The organism is Pseudomonas sp. NPDC090208 (assembly GCF_044746785.1).
In the GTDB taxonomy this organism is placed as follows: domain Bacteria; phylum Pseudomonadota; class Gammaproteobacteria; order Pseudomonadales; family Pseudomonadaceae; genus Aquipseudomonas.
On record NZ_JBIVCU010000005.1, the window covers coordinates 124,188 to 136,423 of the forward strand.

A 12,236-nucleotide genomic window follows, 5' to 3' on the forward strand; every position below is an offset into this window, starting at 1 on the left:
CGCCGTAATTCGACGCTTTGCGCTGTGGGAGCGAATTCATTCGCGATGACGTCAATGCAGGTGACACATCCTCGCCGCCTGTCCCGACGCATCGCGAATGAATTCGCTCCCACAGATTCAGGTACGCACCCGGTTCACCCGTAAACCACCACGCTTCATCACGCTTCACGTCAACAAAAACAAAAGGAGAGCGTTATGTTGATCAAAGACACCAAAGCCCCCGCCCAGGTCTACCGACACGCCGAACCGTCGGTGCGCATGGCGCTGATGCTGGTCACCAGCCTGTTCTTTCTCTGGGGCCTGTCCTACGGGCTGCTCGACGTATTGAACAAGCACTTCCAGGAAACCCTGCACGTCAGCAAGGCGCAGTCTGGCCTGCTGCAGGCGGCGTATTTCGGCGCCTACTTCATCATTGCCCTGCCCGCCGGGCTGATCATGGACCGTTTTGGCTACAAGGCCGGGATTCTGCTGGGGCTGTGCCTGTACGCAGCCGGCGCGCTGCTGTTCATGCCAGCGGCCAGCGCAGCGAGCTTTCCGTTTTTCCTCTTTGCGCTGTTCGTGATCGCCCTCGGCCTGGGCTGCCTGGAAACCGCGGCCAACCCTTATGCCACCGTGCTCGGAGATCCGAAAGGCGCCGAACGTCGTCTCAATCTGGCGCAATCGTTCAACGGCCTTGGTCAGTTCGTCGGCCCGCTGCTCGGCGGTGCTCTGTTCTTCGCCGGCAGCAATGGCGAGAGCGACAACAGCTCGTTGCAGACCACCTATGTGGTGATTGCCGTGATCGTACTGCTGGTCGCCGCGCTGTTCGCCCGTACACCGATGCCCGACCTGCGCGACCAGGAAACGCAGATCCAGCGCAGCGACAGCAAGACACTGTGGCAGCACCGCGAATTCGTGGGCGGCGTGATTACCCAGTTCTTCTATGTGGCGGCACAGGTGGGTGTCGGCGCATTCTTCATCAACTACGTCACCGAACACTGGGCGAGCATGACCAGCCAGACCGCCGCCTACCTGCTGTCGGTGGCGATGATCTGCTTCATGTGCGGACGTTTCTTCAGCACCTGGCTGATGGGCCGCATTCCCGCCCAGCGCCTGCTGATGGTCTACGCCTGGATCAACGTCGCGCTGTGCGCAGTGGTGGTCAGCGGCGTGCAAAGCGTATCGGTGGTGGCCTTGATGGCGGTGTTTTTCTTCATGTCGATCATGTTCCCGACCATCTTCGCCATGGGCGTGAAAAACCTCGGCCCGCACACCAAGCGCGGCAGCTCGTTCCTGATCATGGCCATCGTCGGCGGCGCACTGATGCCGTACTTCATGGGCCTGGTCGCCGACCACAGCTCCACCGCCCTGGCCTACCTGCTGCCGCTGGGATGCTTCGTGATCGTGGCGTTTTATGGGAAGAGCGGGTTGAACGCCAAGGCGTGATGCAATACCCCTGACGCTCCTACGTTGCTCGGGGTTGGACACCCGGTTTTCGATCAACATCAAACCCGTGGGACGGAGCCCTGCTCGCGAAGGCGTCGTGTCAGGTTTGCATGTGCTGACTGACACCACGCCATCGCGAGCAAGCTCGCTCCTACGTTGATCGGGGTTGGACATCCGGCTTGCGATCAACACCAAACCTGTGGGAGGGAGCTCTGCTCGCGAAGGCGTCGTGTCAGGTTTGCATATGCTGACTGACACTCTGTCATCGCGAGCAAGCTCGCTCCTACCTCAAGCGGCGGTTATGGCTTGGCGATGTCCGCCCGATTCACCGCAGGCGGTTCCTTCGGCAAAGTCGCGCGCAGTTTCGTGACCTGTTCGGTGTTCACCGCCGGCGCCTGGTTGCCCCAGCTGCTGCGGATGAAGGTCAGCAGTTGCGCCACTTCGGCATCCGACAGGCGCCAGGCGAAGCCGGGCATGCCCAGTTCCGACGGTGCGGTGGCGGTGGCCGGAAGTTTGCTGCCGGCCAGGACCAGACGAATCATCGACACCGGGTCTTCCGACAGCACCGAGGAGTTACCGGCGATTTTCGGAAACACCCGGGCGTAGCCCTGACCATCGGTGCGGTGACAGGCTGCGCAGTTGTCGACGTACAGCTCGGCGCCGCGACTGCCCTCCTGCCCTGCCTGCAACGCTTTTGCCGTGGCCGGGTCTGCCTTGAAGGTCGACACTTGATGCTCGTTCGGCGGCAGGGTTTTCAGGTACGCAGCCACCGCTTGCAGGTCAGCGTCATCGAGGTGCTGGGTGCTGTGCACCACCACATCGCCCATGGCACCGCCGAGTACCGCGTGGGTGGCACTGCGAGCGCTACGCAGGGTGGCGACGATGTCGTCGGTGGTCCAGTTGCCCAGGCCATCGGCCGGATTGCCGCGCAGGTTGACCGCCAGCCAGCCGTCGATCACCGGGCCGCCGGACAGGTAGGCATCACCGGATTCGTCCAGCGCCTTTTCCTGCAGGGTCAGCGCGCGCGGTGTGTGGCAGCTGCCGCAATGACCGAGCCCCTGCACCAGATAAGCGCCCCGGGCGACCTGCGGATCCTGATAGCGCCCGGCGTCGAACGCGACCGTTTGCGGTGCCGGCGCGAACACCTTGCGCCAGATCGCCAGCGGCCAGCGCATCGACATCGGCCATGGCACGTCGTTGGTGCGGTTGGCTGCCTTGACCGGTTCGACACCCTGCATGAAGTACGCATACAGCGCACGCATGTCGTCATCGCTGACACGGGCATAGGCCGGGTATGGCATGGCCGGATACAGGCTGTCGCCATTGGCGGCGATGCCGTGGCGCACCGCACGGTCGAACTCGTCCAGCGAGTAGTTGCCGATCCCGCTGTCCTTGTCGGGGGTGATGTTGGTGCTGTACAGCGTGCCGACCGGCGAGGCGATCGGCAGGCCACCGGCGAACGGCTTGCCGCCCTGGGTGGTGTGGCAGGCGGTGCAGTCACCGGCATCGGCCAGGTAACGGCCCTTGTCGATCAGCGCCTGGTCGATGCTCGCCACGGCCTTGAGCGGCGGTGTCGAGGTCGGCCACAGGGCGAACGCCAACAGCGCAACCAGCGCCAGCACGGCCAGGGCGATCAGACTCAGCAGACACTTTTTCATGGTCGTCTCTCCTTATGCCTGAACCAGCGGGCCGGGGTTCTTCAGGTACTGTTCGCGAATCGCCTTGGCCGACCAGTACGCCAGCGCGCCGACCATGCCGGTCGGGTTGTAGCCGTTGTTCTGCGGGAAGGCGTTGGCGCCGATGGCGAACACGTTGTGCACGTCCCACGATTGCAGATAACGGTTCAGCGCCGAGGTCTTCGGATCGCTGCCCATGATCGCGCCGCCGCAGGTGTGGGTGCTCTGGTACTTGGTGATGTTGTAGTGCTCGCCCGGCTTCTTGGCGTCACCGGCCATGGCTGTCGGGTTGAGGATCTTCGACATCTCCAGCGCCTTGCCCACCAGGAACTGCGAGGCCTTGACCTCGTTGTCATGCCAGTCGAAGGTCATGCGCAGCAGAGGCCGACCGAAGCCGTCCTTGTAGGTCGGGTCGAGGCTCAGGTAATGCTGCTTGTAGGACATGCAGGCGCCCTGCACTTCGAAATAGAACGAGTGACGGAACGCATCGCTGGCGGCCTGCTTCCAGGCGGTGCCCCAGTTCGGTGTGCCCGGTGGCACGTTGATGCCTCGGATCGGGCCGGCACCCGGCTGGCGTGCCCAAATGATGCCGCCGCCGACGAAACCGGCCTGGCCATTGTCCAGCTGGTTGCCGTTGAGGTTGTCCATGGTGGTGCCGGCGCCGCCGATACCGATGAATTGGTTGGCCTGCACATCCTTGTTGAAGAACAGCACCACGCGGTTGAGGTTCTGGTAGGAATAGTTGCGGCCAACCGTGCCTTCGCCGGTCTGCGGGTCGTACGGTTTTCCGATGCCCGACAGCAGCATCAAGTGCACGTTGTACAGCGAGAACGCGCAGAGCAGCACCAGATCGGCCTGCTGCTCGACCTCGCGCCCTTGCGCGTCGAGGTAGGTCACGCCGGTGGCTTTCTTGCCGTCGCTGTCCAGGTTGACCTTGAGCACCTGGGCATGGGTGCGCAGCTCGAAGTTCTTGCGCTGGCGCAGTACCGGCAGAATGCTGATGTTGGGGCTGGCCTTGGAGTAGTTCAGGCAGCCGTAGTCGCTGCAGAAACCGCAGGCGTTGCACGGGCCCATCTGGCAACCGTAGGGATTGACGTACGGGCCCGAAGCGTTGGCCGCCGGGATCGGATACGGGTCCCAGCCCATTTCCCGGGCGCCCTTGTAGAACATTTCCGCGCCGAGGTAATTGGGGTTCGGCCCCAGCGGGAATTCCCGCGAGCGCGAGCCCTCGAACGGGTTGCCGCCCGGCTGTTTCACGCCCTGAATCACGCCGGCCTTGCCCGAGGTGCCGCAGACGTATTCGAAGTGATCGAAATGCGGTTCCAGGTCCTCATAGGTGACCGGGAAATCCTGAATGCTCATGTCCGACGGAATGAATTTCGCACCATAACGCTGTTCGACGTTGCTGCGCAGCTTGAAGTCTTCCGGCAGCGCACGGAAGTGGCAGCCGGACCAGTGACTGCCGGCGCCGCCGACACCGGTGCCCGGCTTGAACGAGCCCATCTGCCGGTACGGCACGGCGGTGCCGTTGGGGCTGTGCCGCGCAGTCACGGTTTCCTGAGCCAGGCTTTGCAGGTAGCGGCGATGCACCGAACCTTCCAGTTCGTCGACCACTTTCGGGTAGGCGAAGTCAGGCTGCGTGTCGCGGTCGGCGCCGCGCTCCAGCACCACGACGTGCAGCCCGGCATCGGTCAGTTCCTTGGCCAGAATCGCGCCGGTCCAACCCATGCCGACGATCACGGCGTCCACTTTCGGTTTTGCGTTTGCCATGTTCAGCCCCTCCGTCCGGCCAGATCGACCGGTGGAAACGGATACGGCTTGTCGCGCACCGTGACCCAGTCCATGTAATCGGCGCGCATGCCGGGGTATCCGATCATTTTCCAGGCGCCCATGTTCTTGTTGCCACCGTGGGACGGATCGGCGAAGTACCCGTTGCGCACTTCGCTGAGCAGGTTGCTGAAAAACAGCTTCGAGGAGATGTCGTCCAGCGCCAGCTTGCCGCTCTCGGCGGCCTTGAGCAGGTCTTCCTGCTGGGCGTGGGACAGCTCGGCGAAGGCCTTGCCGGAGAAATTTTTCTTGCAGTTGGCATCCATGGCCTTGATGCCGATGCGCAGGGTTTCGCGCAGGTTCAGACGGCCCTGATAACCGAACTCGGGCGCGGCTTCCAGAAACGGCCCCTGCATGTACCAGATCGCGCCGTTGGCGTATGGGGTCTGCATGTGCCGATCGAGAAATTCCGGTACGCCGAGTTCGACCGCACCGGGGCCGACGTGATCGGACGGAATCAGCCGGTCGCAGGCGGCGATCAGAAACGCCCATTCGTCCGGGGTGAAGAAGGTCGGTTTGTAATCGCCAGCCGTCGCGACGGGCGCAGATGCGGGCTGTGGCGCGGCATCGCTGGCCGGGGTCTGGGCGAATGAGCTGGAAGGAAGGCCGGCACTGGCCAGGGTCACAACGGGGATAAGCGTCAGCGACTTGCGCAGAAAATCGCGCCGCGCCGATGAAGTGTCGTCATCGAACATCTTGCTTTACTCCTGAGACTGAACACGGGTGTGCTGCGTTTTTCTTGTGTTTTCTCGTTATGAATTGCCGGCGACCGCTGCGGCCTCCGGCAATTCGATTGCCTGCTAATCGTTACCTAGCTAAGCATTCGGGCGTTACTAAAACAGCTAATGCCGCGCGGGACTACCGCTGCTGCCGGGTCAAACGGTTCATCAGATCTTGAACTGGCGCACCAGTGCGCTGAGGTTGCCGCCCAGGGCCGACACGTCACGCATGGTTCGTGCGCTCTGTTCGGTTTCGTCGGCAAGGTTTTCCACGGCGCCGGCGATCTGGTGCACGCTGCGGTTGATCTCTTCGGCCACCGAGGTCTGCTCTTCGGCAGCGCTGGCGATCTGCGCGTTCATCGCGTTGATGGTGCCGATCAGGCCGGAGATGGAGTCCAGCGACACACCCACTTCGTTGGTCTGCTGGTTGGCGCCCTCGCCCGCTTCGGTAGAACGACGCATGGCCGCGACCGAGGCATGGGTGCCGGTTTCCAGGCGGGTGATCATGCCCTGAATTTCCTGGGTGCTCTGTTGCGTACGGCTGGCCAGCGCGCGGACTTCGTCGGCGACCACGGCAAACCCGCGACCGGCTTCCCCGGCCCGCGCAGCTTCGATGGCAGCGTTGAGCGCCAGCAGGTTGGTCTGTTCGGCGATGGAGCGGATCACATCCAGCACCGACACGATGGAGCGCACGTCCTGCTGCAGGCTGTCGAGGCTGGTGCCGCTCAGGCGGATATCGTCGACCAGCGAACTCATGCCGGTGATGCTGGTGCCCACCACCTTGCGGGCCGCCTGGCCTTGCTGATCGGTTTCGGAGGCGGCTTCGGCAGCACGTTGCGCGCTGAGGGCGACTTCCTGGGCCGCAGCGGACATCTCGTGGATCGCCGTGGCGACCTGATCGGTCTCTTCACGCTGACGCTGCATGGCCTGCTCGGAACGCAGGGTCTGCTGGGTGGCCTGCTCGACCAGACCGGCGAGGTCCGTGGTCATCTGCGCGATCTGCCGGACCATGCCATGGATCTTGTCGACGAACATGTTGAACGAGGCCGCCAGATCACCCAGTTCGTCGCGGCTGGTCACCACCAGACGGTGAGTCAGGTCGCCGTCGCCGGCAGCGATGTCGTCCAGGTTGGTCTTGAGCACACGCAGCGGACGCACGATGCCGTTGGCGGTCCAGATACCGGCGGCGGCGGTGACCAACAGCAGGACCAGGGTGACGATGAACACGCTGACCAGGATGCTGCGGGTGCGGCTGGTCACGGCTTCCTGTTCCAGCACCATGGCCGCGTCGATGTCGTCCATGTTGATCGCGCTGCCCAGCACCATGTCCCATTTGTCCAGGTACACGGTGTAGCCGAGCTTGGGCACCTGCACCGCTTCGTCACCGGGCTTGGGCGCGGCGTAGTCGATGTAGTGTTTGCCGTTCTTCGCGACCTCGACAAAAGTCTGGTAGTGGTAGGAGCCGTCGGGATCGCGGGTGTCCCAAAAACTCTTGCCGACACCGGCCGGGCTGTCGCCGCGGAAAACCCGCACGCCCTTGCTGTCGTAGCCGAAGAAGTAGCCGTCATCGCCGAACTTCACCGGCTTGAGCAACTCCAGCGCCTTGTCGCGCGCAGCCATGTCGCCGCGGGCCGACGCATCGTGCAGCGGCTTGATCGTGGTCAGCGCCACGTCCACGTAATTCTTCAGCACCTGGCGGTTGCGCTCCACCAGTTGCTCACGGGTTTCCTTCATTTCCTGACTGGCGCTGCGCTGCAACATCCACGACGCCACGCCACTGAGAATCAGGGCGAACAACAGCGCGGGAACGATGGCAAGACAGAGCAATTTGCTCTTCACAGTAAGCTTCATGTACAGATCACCTCCTGGTCGTGTGGTTTTTTCCTATCGGCCGGTGATCATACATCTTGAAATATTTTGATGGCTTTTTGACGTCAATTTTTTAACTAAACGGTTCAGCTAGCGAAAAAAATGGCGAATCAGAGGTGGGCGGGGGTTTGTGGTGAGCACCCTGTAGCAGCATGACTTGCCAGCGTCATTGCGATCGCCGACGCCGACAAGCCGGACTGCTACAGGAAGTGATGTTGCAGTTGTTCCGGGGTTACCAACGGAACGCGACAGTGCCCAGCACGGTGCGCTCTTCACCCCAATAGCAACGACCGGCGTTGTTGCAGCCGCTGACATATTCCTTGTCGAACAGGTTTTTCGCGTTCACGTCCACCGACCAGTGCTTGTCGATGTCGTAGCCGACCAGCGCGTCGACCAGTGTCACATCGCCGGTGGTCAACTTGCCGTACAGGGTCGGCGCGGTGTACGCGAAGGTGTTGTCGAAGTAGCGGATGCCACCGCCCAGGCGCAAACCGCTCAGCGGGCCGTCGAGGAAACGATAGGTGGCCCAGCCCGAAGCCTGATTGCGCGGAATGCCGGTCAACTGGTGATCCTCAAACAGCGAACCAGGGCTGTCCTTGGTCACGCGGGCATCGGTGTAGGTGTACGACGCCAGCAGGCTGAGGTTTTTGCTCACGTCGCTGTTGACCTCAAGCTCGACACCCTTGGATTCGCTCTCGCCCACCTGACGGCTGAAGCCGTTGGCGCCGGAGATCACGTCGTGGGTCTTGGTCAGCTGGAAGACCGCCGCGCTGAAGGTGGTGTTCCAGCCTTGAGGCTCGAACTTCACACCGGCTTCGTACTGGTGGCTGAGAATCGGGTCGAGCAGGTCGCCGTTCGGCTGCGAAGACTGTTGCACCGGCGTGAACGCGGTCGAATAGCTGATGTAAGGCGAGATGCCGTTTTCGAACTGGTACATCAAGCCGGTCTGCCAGCTGAAGCGGTGATCCCAGCCGTCCAGATCGGTGGCCGGCACCGCTGCACTGCCGGGCCGGGCGGCGCTGGCGCGGTTGCGGTATTCGCTGTGGACCCAGTCCTGACGGCCACCGAGCAGGAAAATCCAGTTGTTGTATTTGCTCTGCAACTGGCCGTAGGCGCCGTACATGTGCTGGTCGAGCTGGGAGTTCTGCACGTATTGCGTGGTGCTCGGCTTGATCGGCGAGAACACCGGATTGAACACATTGAAGGTGCCGCCCAGGCCAGCGTTCCAGTCCTGGTTGAACGAGGTACGGTCGTAGCTGGCGCCCAGCAATACCGTGTTGTCCAGAGCGCCGGAGGTGAAATGGCCTTCGAACTGGTTGTCCACCGAGTAGGCGACGGATTTGTTGTCGCGATCATAGGCGGTGCTGCTCAACGTGCTGCCGAAGCCGCCGTTGTTCAGGTTGTTCGGCCAGGTTTCGTGACGGTCCAGACGCGACTCCATGTAGCGCGAATTCTGCCGGAACTGCCAGGTGTCGTTGAACCGATGGCTGAACTCGTAACCCAGGCTCCAGGTTTCACGCTCGAAATCATCCCAGTTCGGGTTGCCGTTGAACTGCGACTTGCCGATCTTGCCGTTGACGTTGTTGAGCAACGTGCCGGCCGCCGGATAGCCCAGCAGCAGTTTGGTGCGGTCGCGCTGGTAGCTGGAAAGCAGCGTCAGCGCGGTGTCGTCGTCGAAGTTGAAGGTCATCGACGGGGCGATGTAAAGGCGGTCGTCCGGCACGGAATCGACCTGGGTGTCGGCGTTACGACCGAGCATGACCACGCGGCCCAGAATGCGATTGTCATCGGTCAGCGGCCCGGAGACGTCCAGCGCCAGTTGGCGGCGGTTGTTGCTGCCGTAGGTGAACTTCGCTTCGCCCTGGGCGATTTCGGTCGGGCGTTTGCTGACCAGATTGACCAGCCCGCCCGGCGCGTTTTCGCCGTACAGGATCGAGCTCGGGCCACGGAACACCTCGGTGCGCTCCAGGCCATACGGCTCGGTGGTGGTGTCGTAGCGGTTGCCTTGCAGGCGCAAGCCGTCCTTGAGCAAGCCGTAACCGTAATCCGTGGCGTTGTAGCCGCGAATGGAAAACAGATCGCCCGCCAGACCGTCACCCACGGCGAACGGTGGCGCGAAGATGCCCGGCACGTAGCCGAGGATGTCGGTGAGGGTTTGCGACGCCTGATCCTGCATGCGCTGGCGGGTCACGACCGACACCGAACGCGGGGTTTCCGATAATGGTGTGCTGGTTTTGGTGGCGGCCGTGCTGTTCTTTGCCTGATAGCCGACGTCCTGCGCCCCGGCGATGGCCTCACCGGTGATCAGCGAGTTCTGCAGTTGCACCGTGCCTTTTGCCGGTTTGGCCGGTGCCTCTTCAGCCACTGCCATGCCGTGCCAGGCCACTGTGGCGACGACAAGTGCCACGGTGTTCTTCCTGAATTCCATCTTGGTCTTGCGAGCCATTCCATCCCCCTCCCTATACGCCTGAACAGGCAAAGGCGCCGAATGTGTCGACGCCGAAACAAAGCGGCGGGAAATGTAACAAGAAATATTCGCATTTACATTATCAATTGTGAAAATTTTGTAAGAAATTTCCTCGATTAGAAAATGTAGGAGCGCGGCTTGTCCCGCGACCTGCCGGGCACCGGCAGCAAACCCGATATACGCGGAGTTTCAGAAAGACCGCGTACACAGATTTTACGACGGGTGCCCCGCCGGTCGCGGGACAAGCCACGCTCCTACAGGTTTTGTACGGCTACTGCAGATTGACGAACAGCCCGCCATCCACCAGCAACGACGCGCCGGTCACGTATTTCGCCATGTCCGAGGCAAGAAACACGATCGGTCCGGCCACGTCGTCCGGCTCGCCCAGACGGCCCAGTGGTGTGCGCGAGGTCATGTAGGCGAGCTTTTCCTCGTCGGCCAGGTCTTCCTTGTTGATGTCGGTGGCGATGGTGCCCGGCAGCACCGAGTTGCAGCGAATGCCGTACGGCCCCAGCGCGATGGCGCAGGACTGCATCAGCGAATGCAGGCCGGCCTTGGTCGGCGTGTAGTGGGTCTGCATGCCGCCGCCAACCAGGGCACTGATCGAACTGACGGCGATGATCGCCCCGCCCCGGCCCTGTTTCTTCATCTGGTTGGCGGCGGCCTGCACGGCGAAATAGGCGCCGTTGAGGTTGGTATTGACGGTCTTCAGGTAGACCTCGCGGGGCATGTCGAGGAACGAGTGGAACGGGCAGATGCCGGCATTGTTGACGAACACGTCGACGCTGCCGAACGCCTTCAGCGCCCCGGCCACCAGCCGGTCACCGGTGTCCGGGTCGGCGGCGTCGCTGCCCACTTCGATGGCCTGGCCGTCGAACGCGGCGATCTCCTCGATCAGGCTGTGTGCGGCATCACGCCCCTGCCCGCTGCCGCTGTGGCCGATCACCACCCGCGCACCCTGGCGGGCGCATTCCTTCGCTGCTGCGCGGCCGATGCCACGGGAAGCGCCGGTGATGATCACGGTTTTGCCTGTCAGTAACATAAGAAACTCCTTGCTCGATAAGCTGGGCTACGCACCCATTCACCTGTCGTTCGATGGGCCGTTTCGCGAATGAATTCGCTCCCACAGTGGCCCCTCAGTCAATGGGGTAGCGTTCGATGAGAGGGATAAGGATCAACTCAGATAGTTGCCATAACCGACCATGCCGATGGCGCCGAGAATCACCACGATGCCCGATACCAGCACGCCCCGGTTGGAGGTGGACGTGCCCTGCCACTCGCGGAAATACAGGCCCCACGCATTCGACACGATGATGATGAACGACATGTGCAGCACCCACGAACTGGCGTCGTTGTGCAGGCGGCTTTCGCCCATGCCGTAGAAGAAGAACTGCAGGAACCAAAGGGTCCCGGCGCTGGCCACCAGCAGGTAGTTGCGCAGCAGTGGCGTGGCGCGGTTGGTGTAGTCGCCGAAGCTGCGGTTGCGCCGGTTCAGCCACAGGCACCAGATAGCGTTGGTGGTCAGCCCGCCCCACATGATCACCATGAAGGTCACGTTGTTCTGGAACAGGCTGTTGGCGCCGTGCTGCACCGCCGCTTCAGCCAACGGCCTGCCAGCGGTGATGCCGTAGCTGAAACAGGCACTGAGCACACCGGAAATCACCGCCACCAGCGCACCCTTGCCCAGCGAGAATTCGCTGATGCTGGCGAACTTGGTTTCCTCGGACACCTCGCGCTCCTTGAGCACCCCGGCGCGACCGCACAGGGCAATGCCGACCAGCGACACCGCGACGCCCCACAGTACCCAGTTGCCGCTGGAACTGGTGACCATCTCGCTGAGGGTGCCGGCCTTGGCGTCGGTGAACAAATCGCGATACAGCGCCGGCATCAACGCGCCCAGCGCCGAGGTCAGGCCCATGACCAGCGACATGCCCAGCGACAGACCGAGATAGCGCATGGTCAGGCCGAAGGTCAGCCCGCCAATGCCCCAGAGCACGCCGAAAAAGTAGGTCCAGAACAGGGTCACGCCGTCGGCCTGACGCAGGATGTCCAGATACCCCGGCACGGTGAGCTGCGCGGCAATCAGCGGCACGATCAGCCACGAGGCCAGGCCGCCGGTGATCCAGTAGCTTTCCCAGGCCCAGCCGCGGACCTTCTTGTAGGGGATGTAAAAGCTGCCCGAAGCCGAGCCCCCGATGAAATGCAACAGCACGCCCAGCAGAATGATTTCCACGTTTGCAGTCCTTTTATTGT

7 protein-coding genes and 2 pseudogenes are annotated in these 12,236 nt (G+C 62.5%); 1 reads left to right on the forward strand and 8 read right to left on the reverse strand.

Annotated elements, in window-relative coordinates; all coding sequences use genetic code 11:
• Positions 1-195 precede the first annotated feature (195 nt).
• Positions 196-1,425, forward strand: coding sequence for a sugar MFS transporter (locus ACIPL0_RS10980; protein ID WP_400596665.1), 1,230 nt, complete (start codon positions 196-198; stop codon positions 1,423-1,425).
• Between the two features lie 299 nt (positions 1,426-1,724).
• On the opposite strand, the gene ACIPL0_RS10985 is transcribed toward ACIPL0_RS10980, so the two are convergent.
• From ACIPL0_RS10985 to rhaT, 8 genes and pseudogenes are all read right to left on the reverse strand, one after another.
• On the reverse strand, positions 1,725-3,083 hold the full coding sequence (locus ACIPL0_RS10985) for a c-type cytochrome (RefSeq protein WP_400596666.1): 1,359 nt from the start codon (positions 3,081-3,083) through the stop codon (positions 1,725-1,727).
• A gap of 12 nt (positions 3,084-3,095) precedes the next feature.
• Positions 3,096-4,871 (reverse strand): GMC family oxidoreductase, encoded by a 1,776-nt coding sequence (locus tag ACIPL0_RS10990; RefSeq protein ID WP_400596667.1) that lies wholly within the window; start codon positions 4,869-4,871, stop codon positions 3,096-3,098.
• A gap of 2 nt (positions 4,872-4,873) precedes the next feature.
• Positions 4,874-5,623, reverse strand: coding sequence for a gluconate 2-dehydrogenase subunit 3 family protein (locus ACIPL0_RS10995; protein WP_400596668.1), 750 nt, complete (start codon positions 5,621-5,623; stop codon positions 4,874-4,876).
• Between the two features lie 192 nt (positions 5,624-5,815).
• Positions 5,816-6,325: pseudogene (locus ACIPL0_RS11000) on the reverse strand (methyl-accepting chemotaxis protein); the annotation flags it as partial.
• Positions 6,326-6,673: 348 nt separating this feature from the next.
• Positions 6,674-7,498 (reverse strand): annotated as a pseudogene (locus ACIPL0_RS11005) (cache domain-containing protein); the annotation flags it as partial.
• A 250-nt stretch (positions 7,499-7,748) separates the two neighbouring features.
• The gene (locus ACIPL0_RS11010; RefSeq protein ID WP_400596670.1) at positions 7,749-9,962 is read right to left on the reverse strand and encodes a TonB-dependent siderophore receptor; all 2,214 of its coding nucleotides are present in this window, start codon (positions 9,960-9,962) and stop codon (positions 7,749-7,751) included.
• Positions 9,963-10,254: 292 nt separating this feature from the next.
• Positions 10,255-11,025 carry an SDR family NAD(P)-dependent oxidoreductase gene (locus tag ACIPL0_RS11015; protein ID WP_400596671.1) on the reverse strand — a complete coding sequence of 257 codons (771 nt, stop codon included), beginning with the start codon at positions 11,023-11,025 and terminating at the stop codon, positions 10,255-10,257.
• 132 nt (positions 11,026-11,157) lie between these two features.
• The gene (gene rhaT, locus ACIPL0_RS11020; protein ID WP_400596672.1) at positions 11,158-12,216 is read right to left on the reverse strand and encodes an L-rhamnose/proton symporter RhaT; all 1,059 of its coding nucleotides are present in this window, start codon (positions 12,214-12,216) and stop codon (positions 11,158-11,160) included.
• Between the last annotated feature and the right edge of the window lie 20 nt (positions 12,217-12,236).